The sequence below is a fragment of the Mycolicibacterium madagascariense genome, from assembly GCF_010729665.1.
Classification (GTDB): domain Bacteria; phylum Actinomycetota; class Actinomycetes; order Mycobacteriales; family Mycobacteriaceae; genus Mycobacterium; species Mycobacterium madagascariense.
Window position 1 is genome coordinate 4,146,057 of sequence record NZ_AP022610.1, and the last position, 14,500, is coordinate 4,160,556.

13 protein-coding genes are annotated in these 14,500 nt (G+C 68.6%); 8 read left to right on the forward strand and 5 right to left on the reverse strand.

Annotated features, from left to right (window positions below):
• Position 1 precedes the first annotated feature (1 nt).
• The 6 genes from G6N60_RS19555 to G6N60_RS19580 are packed head-to-tail and all read left to right on the forward strand — an operon-like array spanning position 2 to position 5,198.
• Positions 2-1,324: an SRPBCC family protein gene (locus G6N60_RS19555; protein ID WP_163740375.1), complete on the forward strand. Its 1,323-nt coding sequence runs from the start codon at positions 2-4 to the stop codon at positions 1,322-1,324.
• Entirely contained in the window at positions 1,317-1,646 is a 330-nt protein-coding gene (locus G6N60_RS19560; RefSeq protein WP_163740377.1) for a hypothetical protein, read from the forward strand. The genes G6N60_RS19555 and G6N60_RS19560 overlap by 8 nt, the downstream gene beginning before the upstream one ends.
• Position 1,647: 1 nt before the next feature.
• Positions 1,648-2,871, forward strand: coding sequence for a metal-dependent hydrolase family protein (locus G6N60_RS19565; RefSeq protein WP_163740379.1), 1,224 nt, complete (start codon positions 1,648-1,650; stop codon positions 2,869-2,871).
• On the forward strand, positions 2,858-3,286 hold the full coding sequence (locus G6N60_RS19570; RefSeq protein ID WP_163740380.1) for a nuclear transport factor 2 family protein: 429 nt from the start codon (positions 2,858-2,860) through the stop codon (positions 3,284-3,286). Before G6N60_RS19565 ends, G6N60_RS19570 begins: the two co-directional genes overlap by 14 nt.
• The gene (locus tag G6N60_RS19575) at positions 3,283-4,404 is read left to right on the forward strand and encodes an acyl-CoA dehydrogenase family protein (protein ID WP_163740383.1); all 1,122 of its coding nucleotides are present in this window, start codon (positions 3,283-3,285) and stop codon (positions 4,402-4,404) included. Before G6N60_RS19570 ends, G6N60_RS19575 begins: the two co-directional genes overlap by 4 nt.
• 2 nt (positions 4,405-4,406) lie before the next feature.
• Entirely contained in the window at positions 4,407-5,198 is a 792-nt protein-coding gene (locus tag G6N60_RS19580) for an acyl-CoA dehydrogenase family protein (RefSeq protein WP_246240861.1), read from the forward strand.
• Positions 5,199-5,293: 95 nt separating this feature from the next.
• On the opposite strand, the gene G6N60_RS19585 is transcribed toward G6N60_RS19580, so the two are convergent.
• On the reverse strand, positions 5,294-6,469 hold the full coding sequence (locus G6N60_RS19585; protein ID WP_163740385.1) for an acyl-CoA dehydrogenase family protein: 1,176 nt from the start codon (positions 6,467-6,469) through the stop codon (positions 5,294-5,296).
• 108 nt (positions 6,470-6,577) lie between these two features.
• Between G6N60_RS19585 and G6N60_RS19590 the strand changes: the two genes are divergently transcribed.
• Positions 6,578-7,297, forward strand: coding sequence for a TetR/AcrR family transcriptional regulator (locus G6N60_RS19590; protein ID WP_163744230.1), 720 nt, complete (start codon positions 6,578-6,580; stop codon positions 7,295-7,297).
• A gap of 181 nt (positions 7,298-7,478) precedes the next feature.
• The gene (locus tag G6N60_RS19595) at positions 7,479-8,318 is read left to right on the forward strand and encodes a mycofactocin-coupled SDR family oxidoreductase (protein ID WP_163740387.1); all 840 of its coding nucleotides are present in this window, start codon (positions 7,479-7,481) and stop codon (positions 8,316-8,318) included.
• 179 nt (positions 8,319-8,497) lie between these two features.
• Here G6N60_RS19595 and G6N60_RS19600 read toward each other — a convergent pair whose 3' ends face one another.
• From G6N60_RS19600 to G6N60_RS19615, 4 genes are read right to left on the reverse strand one after another with little or no spacing between them, the layout of a single operon-like run.
• Complete coding sequence (locus G6N60_RS19600) at positions 8,498-10,918, reverse strand: CaiB/BaiF CoA transferase family protein (protein ID WP_163744232.1); 2,421 nt, start codon at positions 10,916-10,918, stop codon at positions 8,498-8,500.
• Between the two features lie 32 nt (positions 10,919-10,950).
• On the reverse strand, positions 10,951-12,084 hold the full coding sequence (locus tag G6N60_RS19605; protein WP_163740389.1) for a M24 family metallopeptidase: 1,134 nt from the start codon (positions 12,082-12,084) through the stop codon (positions 10,951-10,953).
• Positions 12,081-13,259 carry a M24 family metallopeptidase gene (locus G6N60_RS19610; protein WP_163744234.1) on the reverse strand — a complete coding sequence of 393 codons (1,179 nt, stop codon included), beginning with the start codon at positions 13,257-13,259 and terminating at the stop codon, positions 12,081-12,083. Before G6N60_RS19610 ends, G6N60_RS19605 begins: the two co-directional genes overlap by 4 nt.
• Before the next feature lie 53 nt (positions 13,260-13,312).
• Positions 13,313-14,497 (reverse strand): amidohydrolase family protein, encoded by a 1,185-nt coding sequence (locus tag G6N60_RS19615; RefSeq protein ID WP_163740391.1) that lies wholly within the window; start codon positions 14,495-14,497, stop codon positions 13,313-13,315.
• Positions 14,498-14,500: the final 3 nt, after the last annotated feature.

Here is a 14,500-nt window from a genome sequence, read left to right on the forward strand (position 1 = left end):
CATGGCATTCTTTCCCAAGCCCGCCGTCGGCAGCTGGACGGAGAACTGGCCCGAATTGGGCACGGCACCAGTCGATTACACCGACTCGATCGACCCCGAGCACTGGCTGCTCGAACAGCAGGCCATCTTCAAGAAGACCTGGCTGAAGGTCGGCCGCGTCGAACAGCTGCCGAAGAAGGGCAGCTACTTCACCCGTGAGATGCCCTCCGTCGGCCCCGGCACCTCGGCGATCATCGTCAAGGACCGCGACGACGTCGTGCGCGCCTTCCACAACATGTGCCGCCACCGCGGAAACAAGCTGGTGTGGAGCGACTTCCCCGGCGAGGAGGTGTCCGGGGTGTGCCGCCAATTCACCTGCAAGTACCACGCCTGGCGCTACGGCCTCAATGGCGACCTCACCTTCGTCCAGCAGGAGGGTGAGTTCTTCGACCTCGACAAGAGCGACTACGGCCTGGTGCCGATCCGCTGCGAGGTGTGGGAGGGCTTCATCTTCCTCAACTACGACGACGACGCGGCACCGCTGGCCGACTATCTCGGAGACTTCGGAAAGGGCTTGCAGGGCTACCCATTCCACGAGATGACGGAGCACTACTCCTACCGGTCGGAGGTCAACGCCAACTGGAAGTTGTTCATCGACGCGTTCACCGAGTTCTACCACGCTCCGATCCTGCACATGAAGCAGGCGGAGAAGGAGGAGGCCGAGAAGCTGGCCAAGTTCGGCTTCGAGGCGCTGGCCTACGACATCAAGGGCGACCACTCCATGGTGTCGTCGTGGGGCGGGATGAGCCCGCCCAAGGACCTCAACATGGTCAAGCCCATCGAACGCATCCTGCACAGTGGTCTGTTCGGGCCGTGGGACCGTCCCGACATCAAGGGCATCCTGCCCGACGAACTGCCGCCCGCCATCAATCCCGGTCGTCACAAGTCCTGGGGCACCGACTCCTTCGAGTTCTTCCCCAACTTCACGCTGCTGTTCTGGGCGCCGGGCTGGTACCTGACCTACAACTACTGGCCGACCGCGGTGGACAAGCACGTCTTCGAGGCAGATCTCTACTTCGTGCCGCCGAAGAACCTGCGTCAGCGGCTATCTCAGGAATTGGCCGCGGTGACGTTCAAGGAGTACGCGTTCCAGGATGCCAACACCCTGGAGGCCACCCAGACGCAGATCGGCACCAGGGTCGTCACCGACTTCCCGCTGTGCGACCAGGAAATCCTGCTGCGCCACCTGCACAAGACCGCCCACGAGTACGTCGACCGGTACACGGCGTCGCAGGCGGCGTCGACCAACGGCCAGGCCCACGAGAAGGACGCCGTCAATGTCTAAGCTGCCCGCGGAATTCGCCGATCTCGAGCGGTTCGCCGACTGGTGTCTGCCGACCGAAGAGGAGCGCTACGCCAAGCGCCTGAACTCCTCGATGGCCGAGATGCAGGATCTCTACGACGCGGGCATGGCGCGCCTGGAGGACATCATGGTCTACGTCGACGCCCGCTTCCCGCTGGCCGGCATGCCCGAGGACGCCAAGGCGCTGGTGCACCTCGGCCAGTCGATCGTCATGGTCAGCTTCCCCGTCGAGGTGTGGAAGCAGCCGCGGGTACTCGACAGCGGGGCGGCCTACATCCAACTCGTCAAGGAGCCGGTGGTCTAACGTGCTGACCCTCAAGGCCGCGGGTTACGTCGACGTCGACGCCGGCGAGGTCGTCCGCCCGGGCCTCCTGCACGTCGACGGCGACCGCATCGTCGGCGTCGGCGGCGACGTGCCCGAGGGCTCGGAGGTCATCGACCTCGGCGACGCGATCCTGCTGCCCGGCCTGATGGACATGGAGGTCAACCTCCTCATGGGCGGGCGCGGTGAGAACCCCGGCCTGTCCCAGGTGCAGGACGACCCCGCGACCAGGGTCCTGCGCTCGGTCGGCAACGCCCGCCGCACCCTGCGCGCGGGCTTCACCACCGTCCGCAACCTCGGGCTGTTCGTCAAGACCGGCGGCTACCTGCTCGACGTGGCGCTGGCCAAGGCCATCGACGCGGGGTGGATCGACGGTCCGCGCATCGTGCCTGCGGGGCATGCCATCACGCCCACGGGCGGGCACCTCGACCCGACGATGTTCGCCGCGTTCATGCCCGGCGCACTGGAGTTGACGGTCGAGGAGGGCATCGCCAACGGCGTCGACGAGATCCGCAAGGCCGTGCGCTACCAGATCAAGCACGGCGCCCAGCTCATCAAGGTGTGCGTGTCCGGCGGAGTGATGTCGCTGACCGGAGAGGCTGGGGCGCAACACTATTCGGACGAGGAACTGTCGGCGATCGTCGACGAGGCGCACCGCCGCGGACTGCGCGTCGCCGCGCACACCCACGGCGCCGAAGCCGTCAAGCACGCGGTCGCGGTCGGCATCGACTGCATCGAGCACGGCTTCCTGATGGACGACGAGGCCATCCAGATGCTCGTCGACCACGACCGTTTCCTGGTGACCACGCGGCGCCTCGCCGAGGCGATGGACGTCTCGAGGGCGCCAAAGGAATTGCAGGACAAGGCCGCCGAGATGTTCCCCAAGGCCCGCACGTCGCTCAAGGCGGCCTACGAGGCGGGGGTGAAGATCGCCGTCGGAACCGATGCGCCGGCCATCCCCCATGGCAAGAACGCCGACGAACTCGTCACCCTCGTCGACTGGGGCATGCCCGCCGCCGCGGTACTGCGCGCCGCGACGACCGTCGCCGCCGACCTGATCGGCGTGACCGACCGCGGCCGGCTGGCCAAGGGGCAGGTCGCCGACGTCATCGCCGTGCCGGGTGATCCGCTCACCGACATCACCGTTACACAGCATGTCAACTTTGTAATGAAGGGCGGTAAGGTCTACCGACATGACGCGAACTGACGACCTCGTCGAGATCCAGCAGCTGCTGGCGAAGTACGCCGTCACCATCACCCAGGGCGACGTCGACGGGCTGGTGACGGTCTTCACCCCCGACGGCACCTACAGCGCGTTCGGCTCGACCTACACCCTGGCCCGTTTTCCCGAGCTGGTCGCCGCGGCGCCGAGCGGGCTGTTCATGACGGGCACCTCGCTGGTCGACCTCGACCCCCACGATCCCGACACCGCCACCGGCACCCAGCCGCTGTGCTTCGTCGAACACTCCACCCACGACATGCGCATCGGCTACTACCGGGACACCTACGTCCGCACCGACGACGGGTGGCGCCTGAAGGCCCGTGCCATGACGTTCATTCGGCGCAACGGCGACCACGACTCGGGACGCCCGCACGCCATCGGACGGCCGGAGGCGGGATGACCGACCTGTCCGACCCCGCCACGTTCCGGGTCGAGCTGCGAAAGTGGTTGGACGACAACGACCTCACCCCGACCGACGACCACTCCCTGGCCGCTCACCTGGCGCAGTTCTTCCGCGTGCAGCGCGCCCTCTACGACGCCGGCTGGGGCCGCTACGGCTGGCCGGAGGCGGCGGGCGGCCTTGGCGGTCCGGCGCTGCTGCGCGCGATCGTCGGCGAGGAGGTGGTGGGTCGCCGGCTCGCCGAACCGGGCCCGTACTCGATGCTCGAGGTGCTCGCACCGACGATGATCGACTACGCCACACCGGAACTGGCCGCCGAGATGCTGCCGAAGCTGCTCAGCGGCGAGGAACAGTGGTGCCAGGGATTCTCCGAGCCCGGGTCCGGCAGCGACCTCGCCTCGCTGAGCACCCGGGCCGTGCCGCGCGGTGACCAGTGGATCGTCAACGGCCAGAAGGTGTGGACCAGCTTCGCCCAGTTCTCCAAGCGGTGCATCCTGCTCGCCCGCACCGGTGACGCCAACACCCCTGCGCATCAGGCGATCACGGCGTTCTTCGTCGACGTCGACACGCTGGGCATCACCGTGCGTCCCCTGCACACCATGCACGGCGTCGACGAATTCTGCGAGGTGTACTTCGACGACGTCGCCATCGACGGCAGCCGCCTGCTCGGCGCGCCCGGCGACGGCTGGAAACTGGCGATGGATCTGCTGCCCTATGAACGGTCGACATGCTTCTGGCAGCGCATCGCCTACCTCTACTCGCGGTTCGACGCGCTGATCGACGACGTCAAGGGCGTCGGCCAGGCCGCCGACGCCGACATGGGCGCGGCGTATCTGGCCCTGCACACGCTGCGCTGTCGCTCGCGGGACACCCAGCTGCGGCTGGCCGAGGGGCAGAAGCTGGGCCCGGACACGTCGATCGACAAGGTGCTGCTGGCCGATGCCGAGCAACGCCTCTACGACACCGTCCGCGATCTGCTGCCGGGCACCATCGAACTCGACGACACCGCCTGGCGCACCGAGTACCTGTACTCGCGGGCGGCCACCATCTACGGCGGCACCGCCGAGGTGCAGCGCAACATCATCGCCCGGCGCCTGCTGGACCTCGGGAAGGAGTGACCGTGGACCACGATTCGCTGGCCATGCTCGAGGACACCCTGCGCAAGACCATGCTCGCCGCGACCGGTGCGGAGCTGGACGCCGCGCTGGTCGAGTTGGGCTGGATCGAGATGGTGTCCGAGATGCCCGAGCAGGCCGTCCCGCTGGTGTTCCGGCTGCTCGGCGAAACCGGTTCGCAAGCCTCGATACTCAACGACCTGGTGCTCAGAACCGGCGGCCGCGAACTGGATTCGACGCCGCCGCTGCCCTATGCCGGCAATGCCTGGGTGGTCTGGGATTCCGCGCCCACCGCCGAACACACCGCGCTCGGCGGGCTGCCGCTGCGCTGGGTGGAGGAAGGCGAGGCGATCCGCCTCGCCGAAGCCCGTCGCGCGGTGAGCTGGTGGCTGGTGGGCAGCTCCCGCGCCATGCTGGCGCTGGCCCGCCGACACGCACTGGACCGCCAGCAGTTCGGCCGACCCATCGCGGGGTTCCAGGCCGTGCGGCACCGGCTGGCCGAGTCGCTGGTCGCCATCGAGGGCGCCGAGGCCACGCTGGGCCTCCCCGGCGTCGACAACCCCGACCTGACGGCGCTGCTGGCCAAGGCTGCGGCGGGCAAGGCGGCGCTGACCACGGCCAAGCACTGTCAGCAGGTGTTGGCCGGCATCGGCTTCACCGCCGAGCACGACCTGCACCACCACGTGAAGCGCGTGCTGGTGCTCGACGGATTGCTCGGCAGCGCAAAGGAACTCACCAAGAAGGCCGGCGCCGGACTGCGCGCCCGCGGCTCGGCCCCGCGGCTGGCCAACCTCTAGCAGCGCCACCCGCCCCGTCCCGCCGAGCCTGCTGTGAGATCCAGTTTCCGGCGGATTCCTGAATCTGGCAGCAGTCTCGGCGGGGCGAATGCGTGTCAGCGACGCGGCAGTCCCAGCACGCGCTGGGCGATGATGTTGCGCTGGATCTCCGACGTGCCGCCGGCGATGGTGCCCGCGAACGAGCGAAAGTAGCGGTCGGCCCAGCTGCCCGCGTAGGCGTCGAGGTTGAGCGGAACATAGCGCGTCGTCGTGTCGGGGTGTCTGAGCCCGGCGGGACCGCAGGCTTCGAGGGCGTATTCGCTTGCGGCCTGGACGGTTTCGGCGCCGAGGAGCTTGAGCACCGACAGCGCGGCGACGTCGTCCTCGCCACGGGCGGCCTTCGCGAGGGCGGCCGAGCCCAGCAGACGCAGCGCCTGATCGTCCATCACCAGCGTGGCGAACCGGTCGCGTTCCAGGACGGTGGCCGGGTGCCAGTCACCGATCAGGTCCTGCAACCGGTCGGCGTAGCTGAGCCACAGCATGTTTCGCTCGTGACCGAGTGAGCCGCTCGCGACCGACCAGCCCTGGTTCAGCTCGCCGACGAGGTTCCCCACCGGCACCCGGACGTCGGTGAAGAAGACCTCGTTGAAGTCGAGATCGGTGCGATCGGCGACCGCGGCGAACGGCCGACGCACCAGCCCCGGCGCGTCGGTCGGAATCACCAGCACGCTGATGCCCTGGTGCTTGGGGGCATCGGGGTCGGTGCGGACGAACGTGAGGATCACGTCGGCGTCGTGCGCGCCGGACGTCCACACCTTCTGCCCGTTGACGACGAAGTGGTCGCCGTCGCGCACGGCCGTGGTGCGCAGCGATGCCAGGTCCGAGCCGGCGCCCGGTTCGCTCATGCCCAGCGCGGCGGTCATCTCCGCGCGCAGGATCGGTATCGCCCACGTCCGTTGCTGCTCGGGAGTGCCGTAGGTGATCAGCGAGGCGGCGACGATGCCGACGCCCTGAGAGTTGAAGCTCGGCACCATCCGTCGCCGCGCCAGCTCGAGTTGGTGCGCGTACTGCTGGAGGATCGTGGCGTTGCGGCCGCCGAACTCCGGCGGGTTGCCGGGCACCAGCCACCCGTTGTCGAACTGCATCCGCTGCCAGGCGCGCGCCCACGGCGGCACGTGCGACGACGACCGTGGCCGCTCCAGTGCCGCGGCGTCGGTCGGGGCGTTGTCGTCGAGGAAGGCCACCAGCTCGGCCAGGTAGGCGGCGACCTCGTCGTCGAACGTCAGCTGCACGGCGCCCGGTGACTCATGTCTTTTCTCATCACAAGAATGAGAATACTATTCTCACGATGGGGAAGTTACAATCTCAGACACGTAGCGGCCGAGGGGGTCTACCGCACTATGCAGAGGCGTTCTCCGGTACAGTTCATGCATGTTCTCCCCGATCGACCCACGTCAGAGGCGTCGATGACCACCAGCCCTAGCGAAGAGCCCGCCTGGAAGCAGCGCGCGGTCGAGCGCTCCATCAAGACGGCGAAGCTCCGCGCGGCGCAGCGGGTGCAGCGATTCCTCGACGCCGCGCAGGCCATCATCATCGAAAAGGGCAGTACCGACTTCACCGTGCAGGAGGTCGTCGACCGCTCGCGGCAGTCCTTGCGGAGCTTCTACCTGCAGTTCGACGGTAAGCACGAATTGTTGCTCGCGCTCTTCGAAGACGCGCTGAGCCGCTCGGCCGACCAGATTCGCGCGGCCACCTCCGGGCAGATGGAGCCCCTCGAACGCCTGAAGGTGGCCATCCAACTGCTGTTCGAATCCTCCCGCCCGGACCCGGCAGCAAAGCGTCCGCTCTTCACTGACTTTGCGCCGCGGCTGCTGGTGTCGCATCCGTCCGAGGTCAAGGTCGCGCACGCGCCCCTGCTGGTGCTGCTGACCGAGCTGATGGAGGAAGCGGCCGCAGCCGGCAAACTGCGGTCGACGGTCAACCCCAAGCGCGTCGCCGCCATGACCATGCAGACGGTGATGTTCGTCGCGCAATCCAGCGGGTCCGAGGACGTCGCGACGAAGCCCATCTCGGCCGACGAGGTGTGGGAGTTCGTCTCCCACGGCTTCGCCGCCGAATAGCGAGAACCACCCTCCCGTTCGGCGCTCTCACGAGTGCCTTCGTCCGTTGTGAGAGTCACGTTCTGCTAAGCGGAGAGTACAAATGCTCCGCTACGAACATCGCGTTGACACAATGGACTCGTCGGTGACAGAGTGCTGAGCAACTGCACAGCACACGCGCGGAGCGAGGAGTCGAGGTCTCATGGCAGGTCGGTTGGAGGGCAAGGTCGCATTCATCACGGGTGCGGCACGCGGCCAGGGCCGCGCGCATGCGGTGCGGATGGCCCAGGAGGGCGCCGACATCATCGCCGTCGACATCTGCAAGAAGATCGACACCGTGGAGCTGATTGCCGCCTCCACCCCCGAGGATCTCGCCGAGACCGCCGACCTCGTGAAGGCGCACGATCGCCGGATCGTCACCGCCGAGGTCGACGTGCGTGACTACGACGCGCTGAAGGCGGCCGTGGACAGCGGTGTCGAACAGCTGGGGCACCTCGACGTCATCGTCGCCAACGCCGGCATCGGCAACGGCGGTCAGACGTTGGACAAGACCAGCGAGACCGACTGGACCGCAATGATCGACATCAACCTCGGCGGGGTCTGGAAGACGGTCAAGGCCGGCGTGCCGCATCTGCTGGCGGGCGGCCGCGGCGGGTCCATCATCCTCACCAGCTCGGTGGGTGGCCTCAAGGCCTACCCGCACACGGGCCACTACGTCGCCGCCAAGCACGGCGTCGTCGGGTTGATGCGGACGTTCGCCGTCGAGCTCGGCGCGCAGAACATCCGGGTCAACTCCGTGCACCCGACGAACGTGAACACGCCGCTGTTCATGAACGAGGGCACGATGAAGCTCTTCCGCCCCGACCTGGAGAACCCGGGACCCGACGACATGAAGGTCATCGGGCAGCTGATGCACACGCTCCCGATCGGCTGGGTCGAGCCGGAGGACATCGCCAACGCGGTGCTGTTCCTCGCCTCCGACGAGGCGCGCTTCATCACCGGAGTGACGCTGCCCGTCGACGGCGGCAGCTGCCTGAAGTAGCGGGAGTCGTTACCCCGTGCCGGAGCGCTGTCTCCGGCACGGTGCCGAATGCGATGCTAAGGACGGGCCGCACACCACGGTCGTCCGGGCGGGCTTCTAGCTCGAATCCGCGACCCTGGTGTGCGACGCTGCGTTAGTCGCGATATTGGCACACTTTCCCGGAGGCCGACGCCTCCCGCCTAGCTCCCTCGACCGGCCTTCCTGCGGCCCCCGACGGCAGGTGCGGTACCGATGACGCCGTCCTCCTCCAGAGCGGCGATCTCGGCGTCGTCGAGCCCCAGTTCGCGCAGGAGCTCGTGGTTGTGCTCGCCGAGCAGGGGTGCCGGGCTGCGATGGAATCGGCGGGGACCGTGCGCCAGTCCGACGGGCAGCGTGCTGTGCGACGCCGTGGGGTTGAGCGGATGGTCGACCTGCTCGAAGAAGCCGCGATGCTGCAGCTGGGGTAACTCGGCCTGCCGGTGCGGTTGCATGACCTTCGCGACCGGAACGCCTGCGCCCCAGAGGGTTTCGACGATCTCGTCACCGGTGCGCGGCTGGCACCACGCGGCGAGGTGCCGGTCGAGGTGGTCGTGGGCGGCGCGGCGGCCGTCGGCATCGGCGAGCCGGGGTTCCATCGCCCAGTCGGGGCGACCGAGCGCCTGCCGCAACGCAATCCACTGGTCATCGGTGGCCACCGCGATCGCCACCCACGAATCGTCACGGCCGAACTCGTCGACGTCGCGGCAGCGGTAGAGGTTCTGCGGGGCGGCCGCGGGTCCACGATTGCCCGCGCGTTCCAGGAGCGCGCCGTAGGCCGAGTATTCGATGACCTGCTCGGCGGCGACGCTCAGCGCGGCGTCCACCATGGCCGCCTCGACGAGTACGCCCTCGCCGGTGCGGCGCCGGTGTTCCAGCGCCAGCAGCAGCGCGTTGAGCGCGTGCACGCCGGCGTTGGGGTCACCGACCGAGTACGGCTCGTAGGGATTTCGATCGGGGTACCCGGTCAGCCAGCTGAGCCCCGACGCGTCTTCGATGACGTAGGCGAACGCCGGGTTGTCCCGCCACGGCCCGTCGAGCCCGAAACCCGGCATGCGCAGCATGATCACGTCGTCGCGCAGGGCCCGTACGGACGCGAAGTCCAGGCCGAGCTGCTCGATCACCCTCGGGGTGAAGTTCTCCACGACGACGTCGCACGTCGCAATGAGCCTGCGCAACAGGTCTCGTCCCGCGTCGGTCTGGAAGTCGAGGGTCAGCCCCTTCTTGTTGGTGTTGAGCGCCGAGAAGATCGGCGAGCGCTCCCACCACTGCGGTTCGGAGGCGGGGATGCCCGCGATCAGGCGCGTGCCATCGGGGTGCGGTGTCGACTCCAGGTGGATCAGTTCGGCGCCGAGCATCCCGAGCGCGTGGGTGCACGACGGGCCCGCCCAGAACGTCGTCATGTCGAGCACCCGAAGTCCGCTCAGCGGCAGTCGATCCGAGACGGCCGCGCCGCGTGGAACAGGCCGTGGCGCAGGCGCTTCCGCGAGGACCTCTGCGGTGTGCTCACCGAGCCGCGGCGCGGGCCCCGGCCCGCGCAGTGCGACACCGCTCAGCCGGTACGGGTGGCCCGGCTGCACGACGCCGTTGCACGGGTTGACGGTGAACGCCCCGCGCTCGACGAAGTGGTCCATCGTCGTCACGTTCGCGCCATCGCCGACCGGCGAATTGGGGATGCGGAAGGCCGACGCCAGATCCCGTACGTCGTCGACGCGTTGGTCGCGCAGCCAGGCGTAGAGCTCGTCGGCATGCAGGTTGGCCTGCTGGGTGATGGTCAGATCCGTACGCTCGTCGATCCATTCGTCGTGTCCCGACATCGCGCAGAGGTCGTGCCACTGCTGCGCGGTGCCACAGCCCAGGGCGACCAAACCGTCTGCGGCCTGGGCGATTCCGGGAACGGTCGGTCTGCGCTCGGTACGCCACGGTCGTCCGAGCATCTCGAAGTAGGTCACGGGATAGTAGGTGAGACAGAGGACGTCGGTCTCCAGCATGGACAGGTCGACGAGCTCGCCCTGCCCGTTGCGCCGGACCCTGGCCAGGAATGCCATCGTCATCGCGGCGGCATAGGCGCCGGCCAGCCACTCCCCCACCTGACCGCCGACGTGCACCGGCGCCCGGTCCTGGGTACCCCTGCCGATGCCGATGGCGCCACCCGACCAGGCCTGCAGGGTGAACTCGGTGGCGGGCCGGTCGCGCCACGGGCCGTGCAGGCCGAAGGGTGTGATCGCGGTGACGACGAGGTGCGGGTGCCGGTCGTGAATCGCGTTGGGCGCCAACCACGTCGACTCGGCCACCGCCGACCCCCGCGACCACACCACGACGTCGGCCGCGGCGAGCAGCGGCTCCACGTCGTCGGGTTCGGCCACGACGCTGCGCTTGGACCCGGCGAGGAAGCCGAACAACGCGCCGTCCTCCCCGGGTGCGATCGCCGCACCCGAGGCCGACCAGCGACGCAGCGGATCGCCCTGCGGCGCTTCGACCTTGACGACGTCGGCACCACCGTCGGTGAGGATCTTGGTGCAGTACGCGCCGGCGATGCCCGAGGACAGGTCCACGACGCGGTAGTCCGAGAGTGGCGCCACTATCCCGTCTCGGGGTTCGTCGTCGGCACTCGCGCTCAGCTCGTTCCCGCCCCAGCGGGCACCGCCGGACTGGTCGTCAGCACCTCGGCGCCGTCGGCGGTCACGAGCACGGCGTCGCGTCCGTACACCGCTCCGACGCCCGCCTCCCACACGTAGGACGTCACCGCGAGCACCATGCCGGGCTCGAGCCGCTCGGTGGCAGAGGTCTGCGGAAGGTCCGGCGAGATCACCGGCGGATCGAAGCCGAGACCGAGGCCGTGGGCCACCGGCATCGGCGGAAGTGCCTCTCCCGCAGCCTCGTACGCGGCGAGCAGGTCGCTCGCCGGTGCGCCGGCGCGGCAGGCGTCGAACAGTCGGTCCGACAGCTCGCGGGAGCGCCGGTAGAGCCCGTCGGCCCCGGGCACGTCCCCCACCGCCAGGGTGCGGCCCACCTCGCCGACGTACCCGTCGGCCAGTGCGCCGGAGGACAGCGCGACCAGGTCGCCGGGCGCCACGCGCCGGTCCCGGCGGCCGACCCGCCACGCGTGTTCGCGCGAGGTGATCCACGCGCCGTCCTGGGTGGCCGAGGTGCTCACCCCGCCCGCGGCCATCGCCTCCAGCATGGCGCCCGTGAGCGCCTGCTCGGTGACGCCGACCGACAGCCGCGACACTGCCGCTGCCATACCGGTTTCCGCCACCGCGAGCGCGTGGCGCAGGGCGGCGATCTCCTCGTCGGTCTTGACGCGGCGTGCCGCCCGCATCGCCGCCTCGCCGTCGACGAGCTCGGCGTGGGGAAACGCGATCGGCAACAGCTGTGCGAACGACGGTGACATCGCGTCCGTGCCGACGCGGCGCGCGGTGGCGGCGCCGTCGATGTGCTTGAGCACGTCGATGTTCGTCATTGGATTCCACGCCAGCCCGTAGAGGTGATCGTGCCCGATCTCCTCCGGGATGCCCTCGTCCCAGCTGCTGTTGAGGTGGATCTCGCCGGTGGCGCGCACCAGTACGCAGATCGGCGCGAACGGCCGCGTGCCCGCCACCCACAGCTGCGGGGCGCCGGTGACGTAGCGGACGTTGGCCTGCCTGCCCAGCACCAGGACGTCGAGGTCCTCGGCGGCCATCTGGGCCAGGGCGCGCTCGCGTCTGCCGTGGCGCAGCGCGGGGTCGTCGGCGAGGATCTCGGTGCTCACCGGGCCGCCCCATAGGGCGCGTACGGGTAGTCGGTGATGGACGTCGTGCCGTCGTCGTCGATGACCACGATCTCCTCGCTTCGGTAACCGCCCGTGCCGTCCTCCCAGACGACGGGCTCCAGCACCAGGACCATGCCGGCGGGGAACACGAACTCGTCGTCGAACTTCTCGCCAAGATCGGTTCCGATCATGGGCATCTCGGCGGCGTTGGTCCCGATGCTGTGGCCGAGGTAGAAGTGCGGCAGCCATGGCTTGGTCCCGCCGTTGGCGGCGATCGCCGCGCGCGCGAGATCACCGGAGGTGGCGCCCGCCTTCGTCACCGCCAGTACCGCGTCGAGGATCTCGCGCCATCTGTCGAATTGTGCCTGCTGCCGCGCCGAGGGTTCTTCGCCGACCAGCCAGGTGCGGCCGAAGTCCGAGCAGTACCCCTGATAGGTGATGCTGACGTCGGTCCAGAGCACGTCGCCGGACTCGAGTTCCTTCTCGGTGGTGAGGAGTGGAAGCGCGAGATCACCCGTCGTCGTCCAGACGTTGCCGCCGGCCCTGCTGGTCGGCATCACCTGCCAGATGGCCTCGAGCATGTTGGCCGTCGCCCCGAGTTCGAACGCACGGCCGACGAACGTCGCGGACAGATCGATCTGGCGTACCCCGGGGGCCAGCGACTGCTGGACCTCGGCGGCGGCCTGCTCGGTGATGCGACACGCCTTGCGGATGCTGGCGATCTGGTCGATGGTCTTCACCAGCTTGGCCGGCCCGACCACCAGGGCCGCGTCCGTCGGCGGCCCGGCGGGGAACAGGCGACTGCCGGCACGGCGCATCGCGCCGGTGAGCTCGTCGACCGCGATCGACGCTCCCGGCGGCACCAGACCCGCGAGCACCTTCGCGAAAGCTGCCACGCCCTCGTCGAATTCGAGGTACAGCGGCCCGTGGACGTGGTCGACGGGCACCTCGGACTCGAAGGCACTGCCCTCGCGGAACGGCATGAACAGGTGCGGGTGTTCGTCGTCGGCGAGCACGACGGCGACGGGACGCTCGACGTGTGACAGTCCGGCGTCGAGCAGCGGCCAGCTCGCGCCGGTCGCGTAGACGACGTTGCCGTTGCCGAGGAGCACCAGTGCGTCGATGCCCCTGTCCCGCATGGACTGTCGCAGCCGCGCGCCGCACTCCCGGTACATCCTCGCGGTGTCCGGGAGGTCGGGGATCGCGTCCCGCTCGACGGCGAGCGTCGTCACGAGACCCCCAGGAACGTCTTGACGTTGGTGCTGACGATCTTGGTGGCCGCCTCCGGTCCGACGGCCTCGACGACCGAGGCCAGGGAGCGCTCCGAGTAGCCGAACGTGCTCTCGTTGTGGGGGTAGTCGCTCGACCACATGACGTTGTCGACGCCGATGTCGTCGATGAGCCGAAGCCCGAGCGGATCGACCATGAACGACGCGCTCATGTGCCGGTCCCAGTAGTGCCGAACGTCATGGGACAGTTCGTGATTGAACATGTGCCGGTAGGACGCCAGCATGTGCTCGGCATCCTGCAGCGCCGTCGGCACCCAGGCGATCCCGCCCTCGAACCACCCGATCTTGAGCGACGGGTGGCGGTCCAGGATGCCGGAGAACACGTACTTCGCGAACTGTTCCCGGAACGAGTCGACGTTGACCATCATGCCGACCACGACGCTGTTGTGCTGGCACGGCGTCTTGGGCGGGGTCTCGCCGATGTGGTGGCTGACCGGCAGGCCCGCTGCCTCGATCTCGTCCCACACCGCGTCCATCGACGTGGCGCCGTAGTCGTAGATGTTGCCCTCGTCGTCCTTGCCGGGGTTGAGCGGCAGCAGGAACGTCTTGAGCCCCAACGCCTTCAGTTCCTCCAGCGTGCTCCTGGTGCCCTTCGGATCCCACCAGTTGATGAGACCGACGCCGTGGAAACTCCCCTGGCTCTGCTCCTGCAGTCCGGCGATGTGTTCGTTGTAGATCCGGAACACGCGCTCGCGCAACGACTTGTCCGGGTAGTGGAACAGGGCGAGGACGGCGTTCGGGAACGCCAGTTCCTTGTCGATGCCGTCTTCCTTGAGTTCGCGCTTGCGGGCCGCGATGTCGTTCGACGCGGCGCCGGCCAGATCGTCGTACTGCATCAGCACCCGCCCGAAGTCGCCGCCGGTCCAGGCCTTGCCCTTCATCCCGACCATGTACGCGCCGTCCTCGTACCAGATGCGCGGCGCCGCGCCCTTCAGCTCCTCGGGGAAGCGTTCGTAGAAGATGTCCTCGGCCACCGAGATGTGGTTGTCGGCGGAGAAGATCTCCGTGCCCTGGGGAAGTCCGGCGAGGCCCTCCTTGGAGGCGTGACCGTGCCGGTTCTTGGGGGCGCCCCACCCTTGCGGCGGGTAGAGCGTGGTGGGGGGATTCGCTGTCGGGGTGGACATCGT